The sequence below is a fragment of the Acinetobacter bouvetii DSM 14964 = CIP 107468 genome, from assembly GCF_000368865.1.
GTDB classification, from domain to species: Bacteria; Pseudomonadota; Gammaproteobacteria; order Pseudomonadales; family Moraxellaceae; genus Acinetobacter; species Acinetobacter bouvetii.
The window spans coordinates 208,860-234,674 of sequence record NZ_KB849730.1; the positions used below are offsets into that span (position 1 = coordinate 208,860).

The 25,815-nt window shown below is 47.3% G+C and carries 23 protein-coding genes, 2 tRNA genes and 1 riboswitch; of the genes, 12 read left to right on the plus strand and 13 right to left on the minus strand.

Annotation, left to right across the window (positions count from 1 at the left end; genetic code table 11):
* Positions 1–3: 3 nt before the first annotated feature.
* The 4 genes from F941_RS15615 to tpiA form a co-directional block, all read right to left on the minus strand.
* Positions 4–80 (minus strand) — tRNA-Met (locus tag F941_RS15615).
* A 46-nt stretch (positions 81–126) separates the two neighbouring features.
* Positions 127–211 (minus strand) — tRNA-Leu (locus F941_RS15620).
* Between the two features lie 53 nt (positions 212–264).
* Positions 265–594: a preprotein translocase subunit SecG gene (gene secG, locus F941_RS15625; protein WP_005013290.1), complete on the minus strand. Its 330-nt coding sequence runs from the start codon at positions 592–594 to the stop codon at positions 265–267.
* A 13-nt stretch (positions 595–607) separates the two neighbouring features.
* Entirely contained in the window at positions 608–1,399 is a 792-nt protein-coding gene (tpiA, locus tag F941_RS15630; RefSeq protein WP_005013292.1) for a triose-phosphate isomerase, read from the minus strand.
* Positions 1,400–1,674: 275 nt separating this feature from the next.
* Here tpiA and pilB point away from each other — a divergent pair, with 275 nt between their 5' ends.
* From pilB to coaE, 4 genes are read left to right on the plus strand one after another with little or no spacing between them, the layout of a single operon-like run.
* Complete coding sequence (gene pilB, locus F941_RS15635) at positions 1,675–3,384, plus strand: type IV-A pilus assembly ATPase PilB (protein ID WP_005013293.1); 1,710 nt, start codon at positions 1,675–1,677, stop codon at positions 3,382–3,384.
* Between the two features lie 35 nt (positions 3,385–3,419).
* A complete protein-coding gene (locus F941_RS15640; protein WP_005013295.1) occupies positions 3,420–4,649 on the plus strand; it encodes a type II secretion system F family protein in 1,230 nt (409 codons plus the stop codon).
* 23 nt (positions 4,650–4,672) lie between these two features.
* Positions 4,673–5,536 (plus strand): prepilin peptidase, encoded by an 864-nt coding sequence (locus tag F941_RS16835; RefSeq protein ID WP_005013298.1) that lies wholly within the window; start codon positions 4,673–4,675, stop codon positions 5,534–5,536.
* Positions 5,537–5,545: 9 nt separating this feature from the next.
* The gene (gene coaE, locus F941_RS15650) at positions 5,546–6,154 is read left to right on the plus strand and encodes a dephospho-CoA kinase (RefSeq protein ID WP_005013302.1); all 609 of its coding nucleotides are present in this window, start codon (positions 5,546–5,548) and stop codon (positions 6,152–6,154) included.
* Here the strand turns inward: coaE and F941_RS15655 are convergent.
* From F941_RS15655 to ppnP, 3 genes are all read right to left on the minus strand, one after another.
* Positions 6,151–7,071 (minus strand): DMT family transporter, encoded by a 921-nt coding sequence (locus tag F941_RS15655; protein WP_005013303.1) that lies wholly within the window; start codon positions 7,069–7,071, stop codon positions 6,151–6,153. The two genes, coaE and F941_RS15655, sit on opposite strands and share 4 nt — an antisense overlap.
* A gap of 28 nt (positions 7,072–7,099) precedes the next feature.
* Positions 7,100–7,849: a 23S rRNA (guanosine(2251)-2'-O)-methyltransferase RlmB gene (gene rlmB / locus F941_RS15660; RefSeq protein WP_005013305.1), complete on the minus strand. Its 750-nt coding sequence runs from the start codon at positions 7,847–7,849 to the stop codon at positions 7,100–7,102.
* A 138-nt stretch (positions 7,850–7,987) separates the two neighbouring features.
* Positions 7,988–8,311, minus strand: a complete 324-nt coding sequence (gene ppnP / locus F941_RS15665; RefSeq protein WP_005013307.1) for a pyrimidine/purine nucleoside phosphorylase — start codon at positions 8,309–8,311, stop codon at positions 7,988–7,990.
* 578 nt (positions 8,312–8,889) lie between these two features.
* Between ppnP and recN the strand changes: the two genes are divergently transcribed.
* From recN to ruvX, 3 genes are all read left to right on the plus strand, one after another.
* Entirely contained in the window at positions 8,890–10,551 is a 1,662-nt protein-coding gene (recN, locus tag F941_RS15670) for a DNA repair protein RecN (RefSeq protein ID WP_005013309.1), read from the plus strand.
* 283 nt (positions 10,552–10,834) lie between these two features.
* Entirely contained in the window at positions 10,835–11,389 is a 555-nt protein-coding gene (locus F941_RS15675) for a YqgE/AlgH family protein (protein ID WP_005013310.1), read from the plus strand.
* Positions 11,382–11,825, plus strand: coding sequence for a Holliday junction resolvase RuvX (ruvX, locus tag F941_RS15680; RefSeq protein ID WP_005013312.1), 444 nt, complete (start codon positions 11,382–11,384; stop codon positions 11,823–11,825). Before F941_RS15675 ends, ruvX begins: the two co-directional genes overlap by 8 nt.
* A gap of 71 nt (positions 11,826–11,896) precedes the next feature.
* Here ruvX and F941_RS15685 read toward each other — a convergent pair whose 3' ends face one another.
* The 3 genes from F941_RS15685 to F941_RS15695 are packed head-to-tail and all read right to left on the minus strand — an operon-like array spanning position 11,897 to position 15,254.
* Positions 11,897–12,904, minus strand: coding sequence for an HlyD family secretion protein (locus F941_RS15685; protein WP_005013313.1), 1,008 nt, complete (start codon positions 12,902–12,904; stop codon positions 11,897–11,899).
* A 27-nt stretch (positions 12,905–12,931) separates the two neighbouring features.
* On the minus strand, positions 12,932–13,135 hold the full coding sequence (locus F941_RS15690) for a DUF1656 domain-containing protein (protein ID WP_005013316.1): 204 nt from the start codon (positions 13,133–13,135) through the stop codon (positions 12,932–12,934).
* Entirely contained in the window at positions 13,128–15,254 is a 2,127-nt protein-coding gene (locus F941_RS15695) for an FUSC family protein (RefSeq protein ID WP_005013317.1), read from the minus strand. Before F941_RS15695 ends, F941_RS15690 begins: the two co-directional genes overlap by 8 nt.
* 482 nt (positions 15,255–15,736) lie before the next feature.
* Here F941_RS15695 and F941_RS15700 point away from each other — a divergent pair, with 482 nt between their 5' ends.
* Positions 15,737–16,510 (plus strand): IclR family transcriptional regulator, encoded by a 774-nt coding sequence (locus F941_RS15700; RefSeq protein ID WP_005013322.1) that lies wholly within the window; start codon positions 15,737–15,739, stop codon positions 16,508–16,510.
* A gap of 189 nt (positions 16,511–16,699) precedes the next feature.
* Here the strand turns inward: F941_RS15700 and F941_RS15705 are convergent, their stop codons facing one another.
* Entirely contained in the window at positions 16,700–17,323 is a 624-nt protein-coding gene (locus F941_RS15705; protein WP_005013324.1) for an alpha-ketoglutarate-dependent dioxygenase AlkB family protein, read from the minus strand.
* Positions 17,324–17,463: 140 nt separating this feature from the next.
* Between F941_RS15705 and F941_RS15710 the strand changes: the two genes are divergently transcribed.
* On the plus strand, positions 17,464–19,266 hold the full coding sequence (locus tag F941_RS15710; protein WP_005013325.1) for an ABC transporter ATP-binding protein: 1,803 nt from the start codon (positions 17,464–17,466) through the stop codon (positions 19,264–19,266).
* Positions 19,267–19,371: 105 nt separating this feature from the next.
* On the opposite strand, the gene phoU is transcribed toward F941_RS15710, so the two are convergent.
* Both phoU and abuO read right to left on the minus strand, forming a co-directional pair.
* Positions 19,372–20,088: a phosphate signaling complex protein PhoU gene (gene phoU, locus F941_RS15715; protein WP_005013328.1), complete on the minus strand. Its 717-nt coding sequence runs from the start codon at positions 20,086–20,088 to the stop codon at positions 19,372–19,374.
* Between the two features lie 86 nt (positions 20,089–20,174).
* Positions 20,175–21,521, minus strand: a complete 1,347-nt coding sequence (gene abuO / locus F941_RS15720; protein ID WP_026253398.1) for a multidrug efflux outer membrane protein AbuO — start codon at positions 21,519–21,521, stop codon at positions 20,175–20,177.
* 273 nt (positions 21,522–21,794) lie between these two features.
* On the opposite strand from abuO, the gene F941_RS15725 reads away from it, so the two are divergent.
* The 3 genes from F941_RS15725 (at position 21,795) to F941_RS15735 (ending at position 25,806) form a co-directional block, all read left to right on the plus strand.
* Complete coding sequence (locus F941_RS15725) at positions 21,795–22,835, plus strand: hypothetical protein (protein WP_005013334.1); 1,041 nt, start codon at positions 21,795–21,797, stop codon at positions 22,833–22,835.
* 96 nt (positions 22,836–22,931) lie between these two features.
* A riboswitch (TPP riboswitch) is annotated at positions 22,932–23,057 on the plus strand.
* 149 nt (positions 23,058–23,206) lie between these two features.
* Complete coding sequence (gene thiC / locus F941_RS15730; RefSeq protein ID WP_005013336.1) at positions 23,207–25,102, plus strand: phosphomethylpyrimidine synthase ThiC; 1,896 nt, start codon at positions 23,207–23,209, stop codon at positions 25,100–25,102.
* 83 nt (positions 25,103–25,185) lie between these two features.
* Complete coding sequence (locus tag F941_RS15735) at positions 25,186–25,806, plus strand: NUDIX domain-containing protein (RefSeq protein ID WP_005013339.1); 621 nt, start codon at positions 25,186–25,188, stop codon at positions 25,804–25,806.
* Positions 25,807–25,815: the final 9 nt, after the last annotated feature.

Sequence of the window (25,815 nt, forward strand, 5' to 3'; positions counted from 1 at the left end):
GATTGGTAGCGGGAGCTGGATTTGAACCAACGACCTTCGGGTTATGAGCCCGACGAGCTACCAGACTGCTCCATCCCGCATCAACAGATTTGCTGCACACACCAACTTATGTTCTGGATTACAAGTTGGTGCGGAAGGGGGGACTTGAACCCCCACGCCCGAAAGCACTACCACCTCAAGGTAGCGTGTCTACCAATTCCACCACCACCGCAGCAGTGACGCATTCTAGACGCATCACCTCAAAAAAGAAAGAGCTAAATAATATTATTCGGCTGTTTTTGGCGCAGTTGGTGAAGTTTCAGCCGATTTAGCAGGCGCTGCCGGCGCAGAAGAAATTGATTTCAGGCTGTATGCATCGGCAGTTTGCTTCTTCGCATAAACAGCCAGCGTTAAGCTGGTTACAAAGAATAATGCAGTTAAAATCGCAGTTAAGCGGGTCAAAAAGTTAGCCGAGCCAGATGCGCCAAATACTGTTGCTGCGCCGCCGCCGCCAAAAGATGCACCTGCGTCCGCCCCTTTGCCATGCTGAACTAAAATCAAAACAATCATCAAAACGGCTAAGATAATATGCACCACCAGCACAAAAGTTTGCATGCTGTACTCCTAATTATTTTGTATTCGCAAATGCTTGGGCAATTTGATAAAAAGCCTCTGCATTTAAAGATGCGCCGCCAACCAATGCACCATTGATGTCTGGGCAGGCTGCTAACTCTACTGCATTTTCAGGTTTTACACTACCGCCATATAAAATCGCGATGCCTTTGCCGGCAGGCGTAATTTGGCTGAGCCCTTCACGGATTTTCGCATGCATTGCCTGGGCGTCTTCCGGCGAAGCTGTTTTGCCCGTGCCAATCGCCCAAATTGGTTCATAAGCCATAATGATATTGCTCCATTGCTCACTCTGGACCACCGCTGCAATGTCACAGATTTGCTGCAGCACGGTGTGCTCAGCTTGACCATTTTCACGCTGCGCAAGGCTTTCACCTACACAATAAATCACTGTTAAGCCAGCGTTTAAAGCATTTTTGATTTTTTCATTAATTACCGCTGGGCTGTCGCCAAAAATTTCACGCCGTTCAGAGTGGCCAATCAGCACATATTCAATTTTACTGTCTTTCAGTAATTCGGCACTGATTTCGCCTGTATAAGCGCCCGTGCCGGCAACACGGGATAAATCTTGCGCAAAGATGCTGACCGCACGGCTGCAATCTGAAAACTGCGTTTGAACAGTTTCCAGCGCAAGCGCAACCGGCGCCACGCCAATATGACATTTAGATTCTTCAATATTTTGATTTTGAAGCAATTGTTTTAATTCTTGAACCAGCTGTTTGGCATCTGCCCGCATTGGGTTCATTTTCCAATTGCCAACAACCCAAGGTGTAATCGCCGAACCCGACATAAATAACCTGCAGAAACTTTAGATGAAAACGGGCACATTCTACACGCAATTGAAAATTTTGATGATAATTTTCAGCTTACAATTTTAGCTAAAAAATAAGAAATACAATTTTCAGCACAATTTTCCCAAAAAAAAGCAGCGATTTAAGGACTGGTTCAAAGTTTTGATCAATACTTAGGTAGTGACAACACTTTAAGATATGGTATTTTTAAATAACAAAAGTATAATTTTCAAATACCAATTATAAACAAACTGAAGTATAGGCCTATTCAAGCATGACAGCACTACAGGGATCTCCAAGATTTACAGGGTTTATTCGGCGCCTGGTCGAAGAAGGACACGTATCTGCAGAAAAAATGCGTGAAGCGCTCTTAAGCGCCCAAAAAGCCAATCAGGACATTGTCGCGTACCTGACCAAAGAACTGAACATTCCGTCATTGACTGTGGCGGAAACCATTTCAGCAGAATTTGGCGAACCGATTTTTGACATTTCCGCTTATGATGCCAATCTGATTATCCGCGAAGATATTGACGAGAAGCTGATCACGCGCTACCGCGTGCTGCCGATTTACAAACATGCCAGCACACTGTATGTGGCAACCAGCAATCCGACCAACATTGAAGCTGTGGATGCAATCCGCTTCAGCAGCAAAATGAACACGGAAACCATTATTGTTGAGCACCATAAGCTGGAAAAGCTGATTGAGCAGCAATTCGCGGAAGAAAGCACTTTTGATTTTGATGATGATTTCGATCTTGATATTGCGACAGATGCCCCTGACCAGAACACCGATGATGAAGAAGAAGAAAAAGGCGAAGAAGCGCCTATTGTTAAATACATCAATAAGCTGCTGGTCGATGCCATCCGCATGGGCGCTTCGGATTTGCACTTTGAACCCTATGAAAAATCTTACCGTGTCCGCTACCGCGTCGATGGCGTGCTGAGATCAATTGCCAACCCGCCCTTGCAGCTGGCGAATCGCTTAGCATCCCGCCTCAAAGTAATGTCGCAAATGGACATTTCTGAAAAGCGCGTTCCGCAAGACGGCCGCATTAAGCTGAAATTATCCAAAAGCAAGGCGATCGACTTCCGTGTAAACTCACTGCCTACGCTGTTCGGTGAAAAACTGGTGCTGCGTATTCTGGATCCATCCAGCGCCATGCTCGGGATTGATGCGCTGGGTTATGAACCTGATCAAAAAGAACTGTTTATGCAGGCTTTAGAAAAACCCCAAGGCATGCTGCTGATTACTGGTCCAACGGGTTCAGGTAAAACGGTATCTTTATATACTGGCCTGAATATTTTAAACCGGGAAGACACCAATATATCCACCGCAGAAGACCCGGTAGAGATTAATTTGGAAGGAATCAATCAAGTCAATGTCAACAATAAAGTGGGCTTAACCTTCTCCGCCGCATTAAAATCTTTCCTGCGCCAGGATCCGGATATTGTCATGGTTGGTGAGATTCGTGATTTAGAAACGGCTGAAATTGCCATTAAAGCGGCGCAGACAGGCCATATGGTAATGTCGACGCTGCATACCAACAGCGCGCCTGAAACGTTGACGCGTCTGCGCAATATGGGTGTGCCTTCATTCAATATCGCAACTTCAGTCAATCTGGTGATTGCACAGCGCTTAGCGCGCCGCCTGTGCTCGCAATGTAAAGAAGCAGTGGAAATTCCACAGCAAAGCCTGCTGGAAATGGGCTTTACAGAAGATGATCTGAAAAACCCAGACTTTCAAGTTTACCAGCCTGTCGGCTGTCCAGAATGCCGTGAAGGCTATAAAGGCCGTGTCGGTATTTATGAAGTAATGAAAGTGACGCCGGAGATTTCACGCATTATTATGGAAGACGGCAACGCGCTTCTTATTGCAGAGGCTGCAAATCAAGCAGGATTTAACAATTTGCGCCGTTCAGGCTTAGTTAAGGTTATGCAGGGGGTGACTTCTCTTCAGGAAGTCAATCGCGTAACCAGTGAATAATGGCTGTTTTTAATATTTAAAATAAGGATAAATTCATGGCTGTCAAAAAAGCGCAGATGATGCCAACCTTCAGTTATGAAGGGATTGACCGTAAAGGGGCCAAACTCAAGGGGGAACTGCCGGCGCGCAACATGGCGCTGGCAAAAGTGACGTTGCGCAAGCAAGGCATTACCATTAAGAATATTCGGGAGAAGCGCAAGAACATTCTCGAAGGATTGATGAAAAAGAAAGTGTCTACACTGGACATCACTATTTTTACCCGCCAGCTTGCGACGATGATGAAAGCCGGTGTTCCTTTGGTGCAGGGTTTTGAAATTGTTGCTGAAGGCCTTGAAAACCCATCTATGCGTGAAGTTGTCTTAGGGATTAAAGGCGAAGTGGAAGGCGGCAATACTTTTGCCGGCGCACTGCGTAAATATCCGCAGTATTTTGATAACCTATTCTGTTCTCTAGTTGAATCAGGCGAACAGTCCGGCGCACTGGAAACCATGCTGGACCGTGTAGCGATTTACAAAGAAAAAAGTGAACTGCTGAAGCAAAAAATTAAAAAAGCCATGAAGTATCCTGCAACAGTTCTTGTTGTCGCAGCTATTGTCACGATTATCCTCATGGTCAAGGTAGTTCCTGTATTCCAAGGGCTTTTTTCATCTTTCGGTGCAGAACTTCCCGCATTTACGCAAATGGTTGTTGCCATGTCCAACTGGTTCCAGCAATATTGGTTTATCTTTATTATCGCTGTCGCTGCGGTCATTGCCTGTTTCTTAGAAGCCAAAAAACGCAGCAAAAAATTTCGAGATTTTCTGGATAAAGCTGCGCTGAAAGCGCCGATTTTTGGAGACTTGGTATATAAAGCGATTATCGCACGCTACAGCCGCACGCTGGCAACCACCTTTGCTGCCGGCGTACCGCTGATTGATGCACTGGAATCCACGGCAGGCGCAACCAACAACGTCGTCTATGAAACTGCGGTCATGAAGATCCGTGAAGACGTGGCAACCGGCCAGCAGCTGCAGTTTGCCATGCGGGTGACTGATAAATTTCCTTCTATGGCGGTACAGATGGTGGCCATTGGTGAAGAGTCTGGCGCTCTGGATGCCATGCTGGATAAAGTGGCAACGCATTATGAAAATGAAGTCGACAATGCCGTTGACGGCTTAACCTCTATGATGGAGCCTTTAATTATGGCCATTCTGGGTGTGCTGGTTGGCGGCTTAGTGATTGCCATGTACCTGCCAATCTTCCAGATGGGTTCTGTGGTTAGTTAAATCTAAAAAGGCTTAAATTAAAATTGTTCTCCAATATTATTTCCTATTTTATCGAAAATCCAACAGCGCTTTATATTGCTGTTGGCCTATTCAGCCTGTGCATAGGCAGTTTTTTGAATGTGGTTATTTACCGCACGCCAAAAATGATGGAACAGGAGTGGCGCACTGATTGCCAGTTTCTGCTGCATCCTGAACAGCCGATTATTGATGAAAGCAAAATCACGCTGAGCAAACCCGCTTCAACCTGTCCAAAGTGCCACAGTCCGATTCGGTGGTATCAAAATATTCCTGTGATCAGCTGGCTGATATTGCGCGGTAAATGCGGCGCCTGCCAAAACCCGATCAGCATCCGTTATCCGCTGATTGAACTGCTGACCGCAGGATGTTCATTGATTGTCGTCACCGTCTTTGGCCCAACGCTGCAAATGCTGTTCGGCTTGCTGTTCACGTGGGTCTTAATCGCCCTGACATTTATTGATTTTGATACTCAGCTGCTTCCTGACCGCTATACGCTCCCTTTGGCGGCTTTAGGCTTAGGCATCAATAGCTTCGCTATCTATACTTCTCCGGTATCATCGATTTGGGGGTATATCATTGGCTTCCTTTGCCTTTGGATTGTCTATTACCTCTTTAAAATTGTGACCGGCAAAGAAGGCATGGGCTACGGAGATTTTAAACTTCTGGCAGCGCTAGGCGCATGGATGGGGCCGCTGATGCTGCCGCTGATTGTGCTCTTATCATCCTTAGTCGGCGCAATTATCGGCATTATCCTACTGAAAATCCGCAAGGAAAATCAGCCTTTTGCTTTTGGCCCCTATATTGCCATTGCCGGCTGGATCGCCTTTCTCTGGGGTGAGCAGATTATGAAAATTTATTTGGGTCAATAAGGAATAGGCATGGCTTTTGTGGTGGGATTAACAGGCGGCATCGGCAGCGGAAAATCGGCGGCCAGCGCTTGGTTTGAATCTCAATGCATCGTTGTGGTAGATGCCGATATCGTCGCGCGTGAAATAGTGCAAAAAGGCCAGCCCGCCTTAAAGGATATCCATCAAGCTTTCGGCGATTGGGTTTTGCAGGCAGATGGTGAACTCAACCGCCGCGCATTGCGTGAACATATCTTTAAAGCACCTGAAGCACGCAAAGTATTAGAGCAAATCACTCATCCAGCCATCCGAAACTCCATTATTCAGCAGCTGGCGCAAGCAGACAGCCCATATGCCATCTTGGTTTCTCCCCTGCTGTTTGAAACCAATCAGCATGAGCTGACTCAGCGCACTTTGCTGATTGATGCATCTGAAGAACTGCAGATTCTGCGCGCATCGCAGCGCGATGGGCAAAATGAGGAGCAGATCAAAAAAATCATTGCGGCGCAAATGCCCCGCCTCCGCAAGCAGCAGATTGCAGATGATATTGTGCTGAATGATGGCCATCTAGATCATTTATATCAGCATCTGCAGCCAATGCATGAAAAATATCTCGCCATGGCATTAAAAAAGCAGTCCTAATCTGGCTGCTTTTTTTGTTCGTTCAATTGCTGCTGGAGCGGATCTTGATGAACCAGCCAGCGCCACGGCTGCAGTGCGCCAATCCCCATCCCCGCCAATCCGCAGACAATCGCGATATTCAATGGCTCATTCAGCAAAGGCACCGCAATAATAGCCGCAATAAAAGGCGCCAAAGTCACAATACTGCCCGTCTTAAATGCACCTAAGCGCTTAATGGCCTCAACATAGGTCAAGGTCGCAATAATCACCACAAAAATGCCATGAAAGAGCACCTGCGAAATTAAATGCACGGGATCTGGCTCAGTAAGATGCTTCGGCAGAAACAGCAGATAGATCGGCACATAAATGATCGCTGACCAAACCGCAACACCGGCCATGGCATGCCATGCCGATAATTTCCACTGACGCAGCAATACAGTGAAAATCCCCCACCAAATGGCGCTGAGGAAAAACAGCAGATCGCCCAAGCCAAATGCCTGCCCTGTTTGCAGATACATCAGGAAGCTCATGGCGCCTAAAGAAATCACCATGATGGCAAGGCTGATCCATGTGTGGCGGTCAAACGACTGCTGAAACAATACATATGCCGCCACGGCAGTGCATAGCGGGATGCAGCCGTTCAAAAAAATAGCCGCATGCGCTGCCGGGGCATAATGAAAAGCGCTGTAAGCCGTTAAGCAGTAAATCACGCCGCCCAGCATCGCTAAAATAAACGGCTCCTTTTTGCATAAAAATGCCGTATCTTTCTTGTAGATCAAGATCGGCATTAAGATGATAAAGGCCAGCACAAAACGCAAGGCGGTTAAATCCCAAGCGCTGATTCCCCAATTTGCGCTCAAGCGCGCCGTGAGGGTAAAACCGCCCCAAATGCACATCGTAATCAGAACGTATAGATAACCTTGCCTTTTCGGGGACATTGCTCTCAGCTTTTTTTGGTTAGATCAATCAGTGATTGCGCTGGCGGCAGGCTTCATACAGCGCCATGCCTGTTGCAACACTCACATTGAGACTTTGCAAATTCCCCGCCATCGGGATATAGACTTTTTGATCGCACTGCGCTTGGGTAATAGGACGTAAGCCTGTATCCTCCGCGCCCATCACCACACATACGGCAGCGCCGGTAAAGTCAAACTGATGAATCGGCAATGCCTGCTCATCCAGCATGGTGCCGACCACCTGAACATTAAACTGCTCTTTGATTTGCCCTAAGGTGCGCGCCAAGTTAGTCACCTGAATGAATTTCACTTTTTCCGCTCCGCCGGCTGCGACTTTACGCGCCGTTGGCGTTAAGCTTGCTGAACGGTCACGCGGCACAATCACCGCTTCAACGCCCATCGCGGCCGCAGTACGGATGCACGCGCCCAAATTGTGCGGATCTGTGATTTGGTCCAAAGCCAGCAATAAAGGCTGTTTGGATACCGTCAGCAAGTCTTCTAAATCTTTTTCATTTAACGTGGGATGCGGGCGCACAGCTGCCACGACACCCTGATGGTACGGCAAGCCCGCCAATTTTTCCAAGGTGTCCCGGCTGGCTTTTTGAATGCTGACGCCAAAGGGTTCCGCCAATTCAAAAATACGCTGCAGGCGCTGATCTTCACGGCCTTTCAAAGCGAATAAAGTTAAAACACGCTCAGGTTCAAGCTCCAGCAATGACTCTACAGAATGTACGCCATAATAATATTCAGGTTTCGCCATGAACGGCCTCTAACTTTAATTGATCATTCAAAAGAAAAATCCTGTAAAGCAAACTTTACAGGATTTATGCTTAATGCGTAGTTTAACTGATTTAGACTGAAATTTCTTAACCTAAGTCAGTTCAGCGCCCAGAATAAATCAGCCTTCTAAATGGCAAACATAATCCAGCACTTCGTCTGTTTCTATTTTAAAGCGGCTATTGCCCGGCACATAAAATGACTGGCCTGCGCGGAATAATTCGCTTTCTTCGCCGTCAGCAATCTGCACGCGGCATTCACCAGAAATAATTTCCATGCGCTCAGGAACATGCGTTTCAAAAGTTAACGCCTGTTCAGTCGGCAAAATCACCCCCAGTGTTTTTTTGGTGCCATCTTCAAATTGCACAGTGTGGCTAATGCAGAGACCGCCAAAATAGACATTTGATTTTTTGATGACTGATACATGATCAAACTGAGCTGACATGCTTATTTTCTCCAGATAAAGCATATTTATAGTATTTGCTAACAGCAGTTTAATGGCGCTGTCTGCACGAATCAATCCATCTTTGATACAGATCGACCAAAGAATTAGATGCCGCCTGCCCGCACTCGATTGCATGCATTGCAGGCGATTTTACCCCAATGGGTATTGAGTCTAAAACAAGTCATTCCGCAGTACAAATTTCTTTTTCCATGCTGCCCTGCAAACTCCCGCCTGCTTCAGATCCAAGCGCGCTTTTGAGGGATAGCGCTGCAATTGATCTGAAAACTGAGCTGCCGACTGGCATGCCATATCAATGAAATGGCCCAGCCAAGCCCAAGCCGTACACACTGGGCTGGAATTTTCCGATGCTTATTTTCAAGCCGGTGTTTTAAAGCAGGCCTGCACATTTTTGCGCTGTATGAGATGATTTACCCGAGGATCATACTGAATGTGTATTTTTATTTTGAAATTAATATAGAATTACGAGGTTTACGGTGATTTAAAAATAAAATCCGTCTTGTGACAAAAACAAAACTTGTCTATCTTAAACTCGAACTTCTCGCAGCTTGGATGCGTTTATGCTGACACATTTAACTCTGATCAATTTTGCTTTAGCCGAACATTTAGCCATTGATATTGAACAAGGTTTCAACGTCTTAACCGGTGAAACCGGCGCAGGAAAGTCTTTGCTGCTGGATGCGCTTTCGGCTTGCTTAGGTGAACGCACAGATACCAATTATGTGCGCTTTGGATCAGATAAAGCGGATGTGACAGCAACCTTCAGCTATCAGCCGGATTCGCCTGAAGCGCTGTGGCTCAAAGAACAGGAACTGGATGATGAATCTGGCGAACTGCTGCTGCGGCGTGTAGTTTTCGCCACTGGCCGCAGCAAAGCATGGATCAATGGCCGCCCGAGCAGTTTAGCAGAGTTAAAAGAAATCGGCCGCTTGCTGGTTCAGCTATATAGCCAGCACAGCCAGCAGCAGCTGCTGGAACCGCCCTACCCTAAACACTGGATAGACCGCTACAGCAATTTTTACGCGCCGGCACAAACAGTACGTGATGCCTATAGCAAATGGCAAAAAGATATCCGCCAGCATCAGGCAGCGCTGGATGCGCAAGCGACCCGAAAACAGCGTATCGACACATTGGAACTGCAGCTGGAAGAGCTCGAACCGATGGTTCAGATGGATTATAAAGACATCGAGCAGGAATTCGACCGCCTGAGCCATCATGAACATATTATGCAAGACTGCAGCTATAGCCTCGCTGCGCTGGATGATGCCGAACAGAATATCAATCAGGAAATTTCATCTATTTTAAGGCGCATTGAGCCTCATGCGGGGCGCAGCGAACAGCTGGCTGAAATTTATGCTTCCATGCTGAATGCACAAAGCGAATTGGAAGATGCAACAGCAAACTTGCGCCAATTTATGGACCGCCAGAGCTTTGATCCGGAACGCATGGAAGAGCTGAATTCACAGCTGGAAATTTTCCACCGCCTCGCGCGCAAGTACCGCGCACAGCCTGAACTGCTGAAAACAGAATATGCAGCATGGCAGGCTGAACTGCAGCAGCTGCATGAGCTGGAAGATCCGGAAACCTTGGCGGAACAAGTTGAAATTTCACATCAGGATTTCTTAGCCAAAGCGCAGCATTTAGATGCCATCCGCCGTGAGGCCGCCGCGCCGCTTGCCAAACAGCTGACAGAGCAGGTAAAACAGCTGGCGCTGCCTGAAGCGCATTTTGAATTTAAATTTGAGCCTCTTGATGATGCATCCAGCGAAGGCCTCAGCTTTATTCAGCTGCTGTTTACCGCCAACAAAGGCATTCCTGCACAGCCACTGGCGCGCGTTGCGTCTGGCGGGGAACTTTCCCGTATCGCCTTAGTTATGCAGGTGATGAATGCTGAAAAAACTGATGCTGAAGTGATTGTTTTTGATGAAATTGATGTCGGAATCAGCGGCGGAACCGCGGAAATTGTCGGTCGTTTGCTGGCTGGCTTGGCGGAACATGTGCAGATTCTGTGCATCACCCATCAGGCGCAGGTGGCCGCGCAGTCCGATCAGCATCTGCTGGTAAAAAAACAGCAGACGGATCCCGCCAGCAGCACCATCTTTGAACTTGGGGAAGATGGCCGCATCCAAGAACTGGCCCGTATGACTGGCGGTGTGGAAATTAATGAAACCACCCTGCAGCACGCCCGCCAATTGCGCCAGCTGAAATTTCAGCACAGTTAAATGCAGTGAAACAGGCGCCTCAACCAATTCGTAAAAGCCTTTGAGACCTTCGAAGGCTTTTTTATGGCATCTTTATTGCACAATGCCTGTATAGCGGCAGCCGGTTTTCTCCAGACTGCACCGCAAGGATTACAGCATACCGGGCAGCCGTACAGCAGGTATGCCGGCAGCATAAAACCCAGAATTCATACAAAAATTCATTGTTGAACCTGACTTAGTCTAGTATGTTGATAAATACATAATTATTAACATTCATCTGATCGAGATAAGGAGAAAGGCCTAGGTGTCTAAACAATATCTGACGCATCGCTGCCTGATTGCTCCGCCAGATATGCAGGATGACTTCTTTGCAAATACAGTCATTTACTTGGCCCGCCATGACCATGACGGCGCTCAAGGCATTATCATTAACCGGCCTTCAGGCATCCAAATTAAAGAATTGCTGAATGACCTTGAAATTGATGCGGATAATGTCAATCCGCATGCAGTACTGCAAGGCGGCCCCTTGCGCCCAGAAGCAGGCTTTGTCCTGCATACGGGCCAGCCGACTTGGCATTCCTCTATTGCCGTCGGTGAAAATGTCTGCATTACCACCTCAAAAGATATTTTGGATGCGATTGCGCACAATGAAGGCGTTGGCCGCTATCAAATTGCGCTGGGCTATGCCAGCTGGGACAAAAATCAGCTGGAAGCGGAAATTTCACGCGGCGATTGGCTGATTTGCGATGCAGACATGGATTTGATTTTTAATTTGCCTTACGATGCGCGCTGGGATGCCGCCTATAAAAAAATGGGGGTAGACCGCATTTGGTTATCTTCAGAGATTGGACATGCCTGATTTAAATACACCGAACATGATTATGGCGTTTGACTTCGGCACACAGAAAATGGGCATGGCGGTGGGCCAGTCCATGATTGAAAGCGCGAACCCTTTGGCGCTGTTTCCCATGAAAGACGGCATTCCCAATTGGGATGAACTGCTGAAAATCATCCGGCAGTATCAGCCGAATTTATTCTTAGTCGGCCTGCCGCTGAATATGGATGATACAGAATCTGAACTGTCTGTCCGTTCCCGCAAGTTTGCCCGCAGGCTGCGCCATCAAACCAATATTGAAACACTGATGGTGGATGAACGGCTGACGACCCGTGAAGCGCGCGGAGAACTGGAACATTATCAAGCGCAAGGCCGCGGCAAAAAATTGGCGGCCGACAGCATTGCGGCGGCGTTATTTATAGAAAGCTGGTACCGCAATCCAGAAGGACTAACGCCGTAAAGGGCTGAGTGCTGAAAAACAAAAAAGCGTCCTTTCGGATGCTTTTTTGTTTTTGAAATGCTGAACTGGCCTTATTTGACAGCAGCATCAATATGCACCGTCGCAGTACGCCCTGCAACAAAAGCCAGCTGATTCTCCGGCATTTCATCCAAAGCGATTTTCACTGGCACCCGCTGCGCCAAACGCACCCAGCTGAACGTTGGATTCACATTGGCCAGCAGTCCTGTCGTTGAAGTCCGTTCGCGGTCTTCAATCCCGCTCGCAATCCCCTGTACATGGCCTTTGATTTTTTTGGAATCCCCCATCAGCTGGATAGTCGCAGGCGCGCCAATGTAGATTTTATCCAATTTGGTTTCTTCAAAATATCCAACAATGTACAGTTTTTGCCGATCCAGCAGCGCAGCGACTGCCTGACCGACTTTGACATAATTGCCTTCCTGCAGTTCAAAATTGGAGAGCGTTCCGTCTGCCGGCGCTAACACTTCAGAACGGTTTAAGTTCAGTTGCGCTAAATGCAGATTGCTGGCGGCTGCCTGAATCAGGGCTTTTTGCTGCACAATATTGGCTTGCGCCTGTTCGATGGCTGCGACCATTTGCTGATGTTCCGCATGAGATTCATCCCGCGCAGCAAAAATTTGATCCTGTTCCTGTTTGGAAATCGCGCCATCCATCAGGCTGGAATAGCGGGCTGCATTTTTATCCGCCAGGTTGATATTCGCCTGTGACTTGACCAGATTGGCTTTGGATTGCGCCAGTGCCGCTTCAGCCTCTGCCAAACCGGCTTTGGCTTTATACAGTTCCGATTTGGCCTGCTCTACATCTAGCGCTTGACGCGCCACATCAATTTTAAACAGCACTTGGCCTTTTTTAACCGACTGGTTATCCTGCACCAGCACTTCCGTCACTAAACCGGAAACATCAGAAGACACCTGAATGACGTCTCCGCGCACACGGCCATCCCGTGTCCACGGTTCAGAATTATAATAATTCCAAATATGGCGCACGACCAGCAAAGCCGTCACTGCAGCTGCCAGCAAGAGAACGGGCCGCACATATTTACGCACATTCACAGACGTCATTTTTTCACCTCAATATTTCAATTTTTTTTACAGCACAGCAGCACAGAGCCAATGCCCGCAGCCCAGCAGAATGATGTACAGGCACAGATAAAACACGCTCGGCATGGCAATCCAGCCCTGTTCGGCCCATTTATCTAACAACAGAATCAGCAGGCGCAGCACGGCATAGGCCGCAGTAGCCTGTATCAGCAGCATGGGGACATATACCCCGTAAATATTCATCTCACCCATGCTGAACTCCTGCAGGCTCGGTATCTAATTCGGAGGACGCAGCTTTCGATGGGTTGCCCGAAGCATGGCACAGGACATGGCATAAACTGCTTTGGATATTGTTCAGCGACACCAGCAGGCGCTCTGCTATTTCACGGCTGTTTAATTCCTTGCTGCGCTGCTTCAAGAGCGCAATTTTCTGTAACACCTTATCTTTCAGCAGCAATTCAGGGCGCATCAATTCTTTTGTCCTGAAGTAATCATCCAGCAGCTGAATCAAGTCTTCCAAGCCGGCTGCCAGTTCATGTTCAGCGGGAAATTCCTGCATCAGCTCCTGCAGGCGCGTTAAATCGACCACAGCGCTGGCCTCAATCAAAGCTAAATTAATATCGCGCTTTAAAGCCTCAGACTGCACAGCTTTGGTATTTAGGATGCCAATCCGGTCAAGCATCGTGCGCAAATGGATGCGGAACGGCACGCCATAAGGGATGTACAGCGCTTGGCGGATCGCTTTGTAATGCATAGACAATATCCGCTGCACTGTCATTTCAGGCGACATTGCGCGCACCAAATGAATCACATAAACCGAAATAATCGGCCCGATGACCGTGCCTATAGAGGCATCGAAAAATAAAACCTGATCTAAACTGTAGCGGTTCTGCAAATTCAGCCCCATAACAGTACCCATCAGCATCGGCAGCCCAATGCCGACTAAAGGCGGATGCGGAAATAAAAGCAGGCAGAAGATCACAAACGGCGCCAGCACCGCTGCCAGCTGCCAAAATGCAGTGACATGCGGAAAAATACCGTAGGCATAAATAAAAACGGCAACCGCTGCATAAATATTGCCGCGGATAAACATTTTTAAAGCAGGCACCGGGTTATCCATTGCCGTTAAGATGCAGGCGCTGATCGCCGCCATTTCCGCCAGCATGAATCCTGTTTTCCAACCGCTGAGAATCCAGAAACCAGTTCCAAGGATAATAATGATAAAAGCTGAAATTCCGCCGCGTACCGCGACGCCATGGTCGCGGTGCAAGTTGGGATAATTTGTCGTCAAGGCGGTTACAGATTCCGGCAATACCGCATCGCCGCAGTTAATGCGCTGCCAGATCAGCTGAATCGCCCGGATATTCTGAATATAGTGCCGAACATCCATTTTCAGACCCGCCAGAATAATCTGCTGTTCATCCGGCGCCGATTGCATCAGCCGATGAAAATCCGGTTCAAATTCCGCCGGCAGCAGGTTTAAATCCTGTTCCTGAATTTCCCGATCATTCTGCATAAACATCTGAATATGCGCATGAATAGAAGCCATTTCTTGCTGAAAATGCTCATCTTTAAACGGCTCATCCAGCTGATTCATCCGTTCCGACATGGCGACTAAATTGCTTAGCAGCATCGTCATCTGATTCAGCATTTCCTGCAGCGGTTTGGTCATGCCTTTGAGCGTTGACTTTTCATAGCTCAGATGCACCGCCATGCCATGAATATCGGCAATATCGCGGGCAAGGCTGCCTAAAGATTCGGCATAATGGCTTTGATGTTTTTCATTCAGTAAAATCTTATTGAAAATATTCTGCGTATCTTGAACGGTTTTATTGACCCGCACTTTCACAGCTGGGCCAATGTGCATCGGAAAAATCGTCGTCGTCACAATAGCGCTGCACACCACCCCAACCGTAATTTCTAAAAAACGGCCGATCGCCATATCAAAAATTGAAATGCTGTCAATGTAATACACAGCGTTATAGGCAATAATGACCGTGGTATAGCCTGCCAGCATAAACACATAGCTTCGCGGTGTTCTGTCCAGCAATGAAAAATACAGGCACCATCCGACCCACGCGGCCAAAAAGAAAGTGAAGAGCCATGGCGTGTTGATCAGTGCCGGCGTCGCAATGACTGAAACAATGGCGCCGATCAGCGTCCCCAAAACCCGGTAAATGCTTTTTGATGAGGTCATGCCGGAATAAGGATTGGCGATCACAAACACCGTACCGATCGCCCAGATGGGATAGGCCAGATTCAGCTCAAATGCGGCATACAGCGCCAGCAGTCCGGCTGCAAACGTTTTAAACGCAAAAATCCAATCCATTTTATTTGGACGAAATGCGAGTAAAGGTTTAATCAGCAGCATATGGATTCTCATCAGTGAATGAAGGCTTATTTTTGAGATGGCTTCATCGCGCCATTTCAATTAATCAAAATGACGTATCCGCTGCCCAAAAGGCAAAGATAGGAAAAATGCATTCAAAATAAGGGCAATGCGTGCTGGAAAACAGAAGACCTGTTTCAGCATTCAGCAAAGAAAAACAGCCAAAAAAGAAACGCCCCCAAGAAAAGGAAAGATCAATTGTTCATCATTGGATATTTTGCATGTTAATTTTTTCAAAAAATAGCATTAATGTCAAATATAATATCTTAATTTGATAATCTAATGATTAATTTTGCGTAAAAATGATCAATTTTACTCCTTTTTATCAGTCTTCTTATGCAGTGCATTGAATGATGAGAATTGCCGCACTGCGCGCATAAAAGTCCTGCAGAATCTTCAGCATTTTGTTATAAAGTAACTGTATATCTCAATTTCTGACTTTCAGTTTAACCAAGCAGGTTCATATGGCGCTCTCCAGTTTTGGTAAAATTCTCACTGTGCTCGATTTATTTTCAGTATCACGCCCAGTGATCAATGTAGACACCATCAGTGCAGAATTGGGCCTTTCCAAACCCACCAGCTACCGCTATCTCAAAGAGCTGGTTTCCGCAGAGCTGCTGCAGCGGCTGAGCGGAACTTCAGGCGATTACACGCTGGGCTCCAAAATTGCCGTTTTAGATTATATTTCCCGCACCACAGACCCGCTGGTGCAGATCAGCATTCCGTTTATGCATGAAATTGTTGAGCGCACCGAATTTTCTTGCCTGCTGACACTGCTGAATCATGATTCCTGTATCGACCTGCATGATGAAGTCTTCAAGAATACCCTGCTGCTGTCCTATGGACGCGGCTGTCCGCGCCCTGTCTTTGTCGGGTCTTCAGCCAAAGTAATGATGTCATATCTGCCGAAGCAGCAGATTCTGGATTACTATCAGCGTTATTCAGCCCAGCTTTCAGAAGTAGGCTTTGCCGATGGCGAAGATGATTTCCTCAATAAAATGAAGAAGATTAAAAAGCAAGGCTATTATTTTTCGAGTGGTGAACTCGACCCGAATGTTGCGGGATTATCTGTTCCGGTTAAGTTTTCCAGTAAAGAGCCGCCTTTAGCACTGACCCTGCTGGCATCAAAAAACCGCTTTGAATTTGTTAATTTGCAAAAACTCATTGAAATTTTGCAGGAAAATGCAGCCTTAATTGAAAAGAAGTTTATGACACTGTCAGATCAGCAGGATATCTGATCATTTCAATAATCCATCCAGCTTTAATAAACAAATACATTGTATTTTTAACATAGTTCTCATAATATGATTATTGTTCTTCACAACCATTATGTTCCATGACATGCTGGCAACGACATGAAGACATCCCTCAGAAGCAAGAAGCTCATGATATTCATGGGCTTTTTTCTTGCCAGAAATTTCCGTCGCTCATCCCGGGAAAAAATAGCGGAACGTTAGGTTAATCCTCGGATCCAGCACCTTGGCTGTTTTGCTGATGCAATGCTTCCAATATTTTTGCGTTTGTCCGCGCATCACAATCAATTGCCCGCTTTGCAGCAGCACATCAATATGTTCAGGCTGAACTTTATGTTTAAAGCGCATCTTGCGCGTAGCGCCAAAACTTAAGGATGCAATCACGGTTTCATGCCCTGCTTTCGACACCAAAGAGGGTTCATCATCGCTGTGCCAGCCCACAGCCTGCTGGCCATGCTCATACAAATTGGCAAGGCATGAATTGAAAGGATGGCCTATCAGGCCTTCTATGTGCTGTTTCAGCCGGAAAAGCCCCGAATTCCATGCCTGCGCCTGCTTTAAGCTGCCGGAATAACGGTATTGATAATGTTCATCGCCATACCAGACGACTTTACGGCCGGTAATATAATGCTGCCCATGCAGGACCACTTCATCCCGCTGCCAAGCCAGATGGTGCAGAAAGTAGCGCAGATACTGATCGCTCTGCGCTTGATTTAAAATTAAGCCATAATCTTCAACAATGCCGTCACGCGGCAAAATATTGCCTCGCCGCTCTGGTTCAAATAATTCCAGCGTCATGGCCCGCACCCAGTCCCTGCATTTCAATCCATAGTGTACTGAAAAATGCCGCTTCACAAATTAATACAAAGTCACAGCTTGTCGCTTTAAATGTTCAGGCTTAGACTCAGCAACAGGATTCACAATAAAAATAACTGCTTATGAATTTATGGCATTTGTTTCAAAAACTTCGGCCTTTTGTCCAGCCTTATCGGGTGCTGGTTATTGCCACCCTTATTTTGACTTTAATTGGCTCTCTCACCGCTCAGGTCAATGCGCTGACGCTGCAATATGCTGTCGACAGCATCAATAAACTGGTAGAAGCCGGCCAAGGCCTAGCAGCTGGCTGGCACATTCTGATCACCATTTCAGCGATTTTGCTGGGCAAGGAAATTTTGAATGCCTTTGTGCAATTTGGGCAAAAATTTTATGGGGAAAAACTGCGGATTTTTGTCTCTCAGGATTTAGCGCAGGGCATCATTGAAAAATTCCTCACCTACCAATTGTCCTTTTTCAATCAAGAAAATAATCAAGCCGGCAAACTGCAGACCCGTATTGACCGCGGCATCGGTTCTCTGACCCGCTTGGTGCAAATCTTCTTTATTGATATTTTACCGTTGTTCACCAGCGCAATCGTGGCGCTGGGCCTCATGTTTTACGCCAATTTTTATGTCGGCTTGGTTGCGCTCAGCATTGTGCCGGTTTATTTTTGGCTGACGTATAAACAGGCGCAGAAATTGGGCGGCTGGCGCCGGAATTTACGCGATGGCCGTGAGAAAAAAAGCCAAGGGATTTTAGGCATCATCAACTCGATTACGGTCATCAAATCCTTTAACCGTGAAAGCATTGAATCAGAAAAACAGCTGAAACTGCAAAAAGAACTGACTGACAATCAAATGCAGACGCGTCAAGTCAGTTTTTTGTTTGATGGCCTGAAAACCTTTATTGAACAGATCGGTATTGTGCTGATTATCATCTTGACTGCTTATTTTGTTTTAGACGGCCAGATGAGCATTGGCATGATCATGTATCACGTCTTGCTGTTCAATAACGTATCTGCCCCGATCCGTTCACTGCACCGTATTTATGACGAAGTCAATGATGCCATGATTTACTCTGAAAGCTTCTTTAAAATACTGGAAGCCGACGATGAAATTGAATCGACTGGCCAGCAAAAACCGGCAATAAAAGGTAAATTTCAGCTGGAAAATGTCGATTTTTATTATCCCAATGGCCATCATGCGCTTAAAAATATCAACATGACCATACAACCGAATAAAATCACAGCACTGGTCGGTTTATCCGGTGCAGGAAAATCCACCCTCATCAGCCTGCTGGATAAATTCTATCAGCCAGACAGCGGGACAATTAAACTTGACGGTATTGATATTCAGGACATAGATACGCATTACCTGCGGGAGCATATTGGATTAGTCCTGCAGAAAAATCATATTTTTCAAGGATCTATTTTTGAAAATATCCGTTACGGCAAAACCAATGCCCGTTTAGAAGATGTGGTTGCCGCGGCCAAAAAAGCCTCGATTCATGAGCAGATTCTGCAATTGCCGCATGGCTATGAAGCGGATGCCCTCATGCTTTCCGGCGGACAGCAGCAGCGGATTGCCCTCGCCCGCATGTTCTTAAAAAATCCGCCGATTATTTTTTTGGATGAACCGACCGCGAGCTTGGATGCGATTGCCACTGAGCAGATTAAGCACAGCTTAGATGAAATCAAGCAAGGCCGTACCGTGATTATGATCTCGCACAGCCTGTCGCAAATTATTGATGCGGATTATACCTATGTGATGAAAGAAGGCTATATTGCTGAACACGGCGAACATGATGCGCTGTACCATCAGGAAGGCGTGTATAAAGAAATTTTTGATGCGATGGCCAAAAGCCTGAATATTGAGAAAATTGCCAAAACCTTTGAAGATGATGCCGAAGAAGAAACCCACAGCTGAAGTCAACAGAGAGATTTCACCTGCAAGCGCCGCCCGAATAAAATCATCAATGCGCGCAAAAGAAAAAAAGCCTATCGATGGATAGGCTTTTTTATATCTCTCAGCTTAACGCTGCACTTTCTGCTCAATTTCTTCGACACTGGTATGGCGCACATCAAAGCCTTTCACCATATAGATCACCTGCTCAGAAATATTGCGCGCATGATCGCCGATGCGCTCTAAAGAACGCAGCACCCACAACACATTGATCACGCGGCTAATATGGCGCGGATCTTCAATCATATAGGTCATTAGAGTACGGGTAGCTGACTGGTATTCACGGTCAATGTCCGCATCCGCCAGCAGCACTTTCAGCGCCTGATCAACATCCAGGCGCGCAAATGCATCTAAAGCGTCATGAATCATCACGCGGACCTGATTGCCAATGTGGCGGGTTTCCATATAGCCGCGCGGCGAGCCACCTTCTTCGCATAGGCTCTGCGCAATGCGGGCAATTTTCGCCGCTTCATCGCCAATGCGCTCTAAATCGGTATTGGCTTTTGACATCGCTATCACCATGCGCAAATCAATGGCGGCCGGATGGCGGCGCGCAAGGATCAGCGTCAAAGCCTCATCAATTTCAGTTTCATAGCGGTTGACTGTATTGTCCTGAAACTGGACATCAACCGCCATGGCGGCATCTGTATCCAGCAGCGCATGAATTGCATTCGCCACTTGCTGTTCGACCAAACCGCCCATGGTCATGAATTTGGTGTTCACATCCTGTAAATCTTCATTAAATTGTGAAGAAATATGGTGATTCAACACAGGATTATTTGGCAAGGGATGTTCTCCACAGCAGCTGAATTGAGACAGATTTTTAAGCCGATATTAAAGCATAATCATTGTTAAAGTTTTATGACGGCTGGCTATTTCTTTACAGCAGCTTCTGCAGGACTGACCAGCCATGCGTTCATTTCAGCTAAATCTTTATCGCCCAGACGCCCGACTGAAGCTTTCAGCTGCAGGACGTGCAGCAGGTAATCATATTTCGAGTTCAGATAGTCCTGCTTGGCAGAGAATGCGTTGCGCTGCGCCAAAAGCACATCCACCATGGTTTTCAGCCCTTCCTGATACTGCGCTTGCGAAGCTTTAGACACAATGGCGGAAGAATCCATGGCCGCTTTGCGCGCCTGAAGCTTGGCCTGATCAGTTTCCACCTGCAAATAGGATTTTTTTACATCCGTTGCCGCCTTCCGCACCGCGGCATCAAGCAGCGCCTCGCTCTTCTGCACATTGATGGCTGCCTGCTTAATGGATTTTTGCGTGCGCCCGCCATTGTATATGTTCCAGTTCATCTCGACGCCTACCTGATCAAACTGGCCGTCTTGCGACATGATGGATTCGGGGCTCTGCTTGCTGTAGCCATAGGTACCGACCGCTTCAACCTGCGGGTAAAGCGCTGCTTTTTCCACACGCTTTGCATCTTCAGCATAGCGGCGCTGGGTTTTGGCCTGCAGTATGCCAAGGTTCTGGCTCATGGCCAGATTTTCCCAGTCTTGCATATTATCCGGCACCGGTTTCTGAAATTGAAAATCCTCACGCAGCACCGCCAAATGATCGCGGTATGACCCAACCAGCTGCTGCAGCTGTTCTTGCGCCAAAATCAGCTGCACATGGGTCGCCATGCGGTTGGCGCGCGCATTTTGATATTGCGCATTGGCTTCGCTGACATCACTTTTAGCAACTAAACCTTCGTTCAGCTTGGCATTCATCATTTTCAGCTGTTCTGACAGCGCCTGCTCTTCCTGTAAATTTGCCGCCGTCAGCGCCTGCTGGCGCAGCACATTAAAATAGGCATCCGCCACTTGCAGAATATGATCCTGTTGCTGCAAGCGCAAATTGATTTCACTCAGGTCAATCGATGTTTTGACTTGCTTCAAGCCTTCCCATGCATCCCAGCGGAAAATCGGCTGGCGTGCCGTCAAAGCAAGCTGCCTGGCGGTGCTGCTGTCCGGCAGGGACAGCCCCATGGCTGCGCCGCTTTGATTGGCATTTTGATTTTTTCGGGTGATATTGCCTGAGAGCGTTACTGTCGGCAGCAGGTTGCCATTGGCAATGCCTAAATTCAATTTATCCGCTTCATATTGCAGCTGATTTGCCTGCCAATTCGGATCCGCCAGCTTTGCACGGTCATAAGCGTCCACCAAATCCATAGCCAGCAATGGGGAACTTGCACAAAGCAGGCAAGCGCTGAATAGAAAACATATCTTCATTTTTTTTCGTAAATCCATCACAGCCAGCCATCTTACGGCAAGGCACTGAATATCAATCTTAAGCAAATCCTAAATTGTTTTACGCTATTTCCAGTATGATTTTTATTAATTTTTATACATTTTTTTCTAACTCTGCCACATTTTTCTGCAATAAATGCTCATACACACGGCGCTGTAACAAACAACTTCACAATACTACACAGTATGATGCAATTTCAGCTATAAAATATCGGCATTCTATCGGACAAATGTATTTTCAACTTTCCTCATTGGGTGCCTGTGCCAAAGCGTTGTTTAACCGCAGCAAAGCGGATCTTTGCATGTTCCTGCATATTCTTGCTGGCGGGCTGTGAGCAGCAGCCTGAACCGCAGCCGTTAAAAGAACCGCTGGAAAATTCGCATGCACGGCATGATGCTGTTGACTTGTCCGCATTATGCCAAAATCTTGAAAAAAACATGAAGGAAATCAACAATCAGCGCACCACTTTTGCATTAGAACAAGTCAATCATGATTTAAAAGTCTGCTTGCCGCTGCAGCCTTTGGCCAAACAGCAGCAGATGCTCCAGCGCTCAAATGAAATGTACCGCAACTTTCTGCAGGTCAGCCGCACAGCGCCTCAGCAAATGGCTTTTGAGCAATATGCCTTTGACATCGCGCAGCACCCAACGATTCATCAAAGCCACTTTGAACAGCTGACAATCCGCGATCAGTATTTGCTGAAACATCAAGGCCAGGCCTATGTGGAGCTGGCGGATTCAGCATCTTCCAATGTGCATTACCGCCGCAGCCCATATTATCTCGCCAAAATTTTTTCGCCCTACATGCCGGAAGCCGAGCGGGTATTTATTGAAAACTTAGCGCTGCAAAATATTGAACCCGCATTCGCCAATCAGTCGCTAAGGATTGAACCTTTTGAAATTGCCCGGCGCGCGCTGTTTTGGGAAGATTATATTCGCACATATCCTCAAAGCACTTACCGGAAGGATGCACAGCACCTGCTGTATCAGTATAAACTCTTCCTGTTCAAAGGCTTAAAAAAAACACCCGTGTCCAGCAATTATGCCGACCCGCAGGATGTGCAGGCCAGCACGATTGAAGAGCTGCATAAAATGTCCAGCCTCCAGCATTCTGAGCTGACCCGCCAAGCCAGCCGTTTCCTGCAATTTTTAGACATGAATGGCGAACAGCGCATTCAGTCCGCTGGCGGTCAAACCGGGTTAAGCCCTTGGCAGCAGCTGGAGCTGTATCTGAATTTGCGCAATCCTGCCCCTCATTATAAACAGGACTGTTTTTCAGACGCCATTTGCCTTTAGCGTCCCTGTCTACAGCAGCAGAGCAATTTATCTGCTTATTGCACAAGTTCAAGCGGCCTGACTATTTTTTATCATCAGACTGCGCTAAAATTTGCCCATCGCTTGACGGAGCGCGAGTAATCCCTCGCTGAGATCACTTAAAAGCATTTGATGTTTTTGAGAGTGAGTACCGTTGAACCTGATCAGGTTAAAACCTGCGTAGGAATCAAGCCAGTCTAAAAACTAAAGCCCGCATTTCACTGTTTCAGAGGCATAGGTCGAAATACCTGTATTCACAGCAAAACCATGCTGGATACACCTTGAAAAGGACGAAATCGCCAGCGTTTTTGGTCGTGCTTGATTCGTTGATGTCATTCATAAGGATCATTGCAATGAACCAGTTAACGAATCTATCCCCCGCTGATCAATTGGCTCAACACGAGCAAGAAGCCAAAGATCTGACCCGCATATTGCCCGCATCGAAAAAAGTCTATATCCAAGGCTCACGCCCAGACCTTCAAGTGCCGATGCGTGAAATTGCACTCACCGATACACCAACCGGCTTAGGCGGTGAAAAAAATCTGCCTATCATGGTCTATGACACATCAGGCGTGTATACCGACCCGAATGTGCAGATTGACCTGAACAAAGGCCTGCCCAATGTCCGTGAAGCCTGGATTGCTGAACGTGGCGATACTGAACATTTGGACACCCTCACCTCAAAGTTCGGACAAGAACGCCTGAAAGACATCCGTACCGCCGGCATCCGTTTCGCCCATATCCAAAAACCGCGCCGCGCCAAAACAGGCCGCAACGTCTCGCAAATGCACTATGCCAAACAAGGCATCATCACGCCTGAGATGGAATACATTGCGATTCGTGAAAATCAGCGCCAGCATGAAGGCGTGGATATGCGCCAGCATGCAGGGCAAAACTTTGGCGCACGCAACCTCATGGAAATCACCCCTGAATTTGTGCGTAAAGAAGTGGCTGAAGGCCGCGCCATCATCCCTGCCAATATCAATCATCCTGAATGCGAGCCGATGATCATTGGACGCAACTTCCTGGTGAAAATTAATGCCAACATCGGCAACTCTGCATTAGGTTCTTCGATTGATGAAGAAGTGTCAAAGATGACCTGGGCAACCCGCTGGGGTGCAGACACCATCATGGACTTGTCTACGGGTAAAAATATTCATGAAACCCGTGAATGGATTATCCGCAATTCACCGGTTCCGATTGGCACGGTACCGATTTATCAGGCTTTGGAAAAAGTGGATGGCGTGGCTGAAGATTTAACCTGGGAAATTTTCAAAGACACGCTGATTGAACAAGCCGAACAAGGCGTGGATTACTTCACCATTCACGCAGGCGTGCTATTGCGCTATGTGCCGATGACCGCGAATCGCCTGACAGGCATTGTGTCCCGCGGGGGCTCAATCATGGCGCAATGGTGCTTAGCGCATCATACCGAAAACTTCCTGTATACCCATTTCGATGAAATCTGTGAAATCATGAAAGCCTATGATGTCTCTTTCAGTCTAGGCGATGGATTACGCCCGGGCTGCATTCAGGATGCCAATGATGAAGCGCAGTTCAGCGAGCTGCGCACCTTAGGCGAACTCACTCACCGCGCATGGAAACATGATGTGCAGGTGATGATTGAAGGTCCGGGGCATGTGCCAATGCACATGGTGAAGGAAAATATGGATTTGCAGCTTGAGGTCTGCCAGGAAGCGCCTTTCTATACGCTTGGGCCACTGACCACTGATATTGCCCCCGGTTATGACCACATTACGTCTGCCATTGGCGCAGCCATGATTGGCTGGTACGGCACAGCCATGCTCTGTTATGTGACACCGAAAGAGCATTTGGGCCTGCCCAATAAGAAAGATGTCAAAGACGGCATTATTACGTATAAAATCGCAGCCCATGCAGCAGACCTTGCCAAAGGGCATCCCGGCGCGCAGGTGCGCGATAATGCCCTGTCTAAAGCGCGTTTTGAGTTCCGCTGGGAAGATCAGTTCAATTTGAGCTTAGACCCTGATACAGCGCGCTCAATGCACGATGAAACCATGCCGAAAGAGGCGCATAAATCAGCGCATTTCTGTTCTATGTGCGGGCCAAAGTTCTGCTCGATGAAAATCACGCAAAATGTCAGGGATTACGCGCAAAATCAACAAAATACCAGACCGGCTGCTGAAAGCCCCGCAACCATTGATGCAGGCATGCAGGCCATGAAAACGGCCTACCATGAACATGGTCAAAAATTGTACCACAAACTGTAACTGCGTAAAAAAAAATTGGTGTTCTTTTAAATCTCAGTTAGGATGAAAACAGCCGTTTTCATCCTTTTGCATTTTTTAAGCATATGAATATTATTAAACAAGCTTCATATAACAAAAAAGATTTCACTGTTGAAGGGCGTGAATATCAATTCAAAGGCTTTATTGAAGTTGAAAAAGTCAGCCTCCGGCACCGCCTGTTCGGGCAAGATCAGTTCACTGCGGTCATTCACAGAGAGCTGATTCACCGTCCGGAAGCTGCCGGCGTACTGATTTATCATGACCGCCAGGAAAAATTTGCCTTAATTGAGCAATTCCGCATCGGCGCAATCGATGATGCCGAATCGCCTTGGCAGCTGGAAATTATTGCCGGCGTATTGGATGGCGATGAATCTGCTGAAAACTGCATCCGCAGGGAAAGCTTAGAAGAATCGGGCTGTGAACTGGATGCGCTGCAGCATCTGTTCAGCTTTTATCCTTCGGCGGGCGCGTGTTCAGAACTGTTCCACTTATATGCCGCGCAGGCGGAATTGCCTGAACATGGCGGCATTTTCGGCATGCCGGACGAAGGCGAAAATATTCAGCTGCATATTTTTAATTATGCAGACCTGCCTGAGCTGCTTGCCAGCGGTCGGTTAAAGAATGCTCCCGTCATTATGGCCTTGCAATGGCTGCAGCAGAAAATTCATACTATAAAGAGTGTCTAAGGGGAAGGA

What these genes read in the sequence shown, in the direction of transcription:
- secG (WP_005013290.1), bottom strand. Translation starts at nt 594, where the DNA reads ATGCAAACTTTTGTGCTGGTGGTGCATATTATCTTAGCCGTTTTGATG.
- tpiA (WP_005013292.1), bottom strand. Translation starts at nt 1,399, where the DNA reads ATGTCGGGTTCGGCGATTACACCTTGGGTTGTTGGCAATTGGAAAATG.
- pilB (WP_005013293.1), top strand. Translation starts at nt 1,675, where the DNA reads ATGACAGCACTACAGGGATCTCCAAGATTTACAGGGTTTATTCGGCGC.
- F941_RS15640 (WP_005013295.1), top strand. Translation starts at nt 3,420, where the DNA reads ATGGCTGTCAAAAAAGCGCAGATGATGCCAACCTTCAGTTATGAAGGG.
- coaE (WP_005013302.1), top strand. Translation starts at nt 5,546, where the DNA reads ATGGCTTTTGTGGTGGGATTAACAGGCGGCATCGGCAGCGGAAAATCG.
- F941_RS15655 (WP_005013303.1), bottom strand. Translation starts at nt 7,071, where the DNA reads ATGTCCCCGAAAAGGCAAGGTTATCTATACGTTCTGATTACGATGTGC.
- rlmB (WP_005013305.1), bottom strand. Translation starts at nt 7,849, where the DNA reads ATGGCGAAACCTGAATATTATTATGGCGTACATTCTGTAGAGTCATTG.
- ppnP (WP_005013307.1), bottom strand. Translation starts at nt 8,311, where the DNA reads ATGTCAGCTCAGTTTGATCATGTATCAGTCATCAAAAAATCAAATGTC.
- recN (WP_005013309.1), top strand. Translation starts at nt 8,890, where the DNA reads ATGCTGACACATTTAACTCTGATCAATTTTGCTTTAGCCGAACATTTA.
- ruvX (WP_005013312.1), top strand. Translation starts at nt 11,382, where the DNA reads ATGCCTGATTTAAATACACCGAACATGATTATGGCGTTTGACTTCGGC.
- F941_RS15685 (WP_005013313.1), bottom strand. Translation starts at nt 12,904, where the DNA reads ATGACGTCTGTGAATGTGCGTAAATATGTGCGGCCCGTTCTCTTGCTG.
- F941_RS15690 (WP_005013316.1), bottom strand. Translation starts at nt 13,135, where the DNA reads ATGGGTGAGATGAATATTTACGGGGTATATGTCCCCATGCTGCTGATA.
- F941_RS15695 (WP_005013317.1), bottom strand. Translation starts at nt 15,254, where the DNA reads ATGCTGCTGATTAAACCTTTACTCGCATTTCGTCCAAATAAAATGGAT.
- F941_RS15700 (WP_005013322.1), top strand. Translation starts at nt 15,737, where the DNA reads ATGGCGCTCTCCAGTTTTGGTAAAATTCTCACTGTGCTCGATTTATTT.
- F941_RS15705 (WP_005013324.1), bottom strand. Translation starts at nt 17,323, where the DNA reads ATGACGCTGGAATTATTTGAACCAGAGCGGCGAGGCAATATTTTGCCG.
- F941_RS15710 (WP_005013325.1), top strand. Translation starts at nt 17,464, where the DNA reads ATGAATTTATGGCATTTGTTTCAAAAACTTCGGCCTTTTGTCCAGCCT.
- abuO (WP_026253398.1), bottom strand. Translation starts at nt 21,521, where the DNA reads ATGAAGATATGTTTTCTATTCAGCGCTTGCCTGCTTTGTGCAAGTTCC.
- thiC (WP_005013336.1), top strand. Translation starts at nt 23,207, where the DNA reads ATGAACCAGTTAACGAATCTATCCCCCGCTGATCAATTGGCTCAACAC.
- F941_RS15735 (WP_005013339.1), top strand. Translation starts at nt 25,186, where the DNA reads ATGAATATTATTAAACAAGCTTCATATAACAAAAAAGATTTCACTGTT.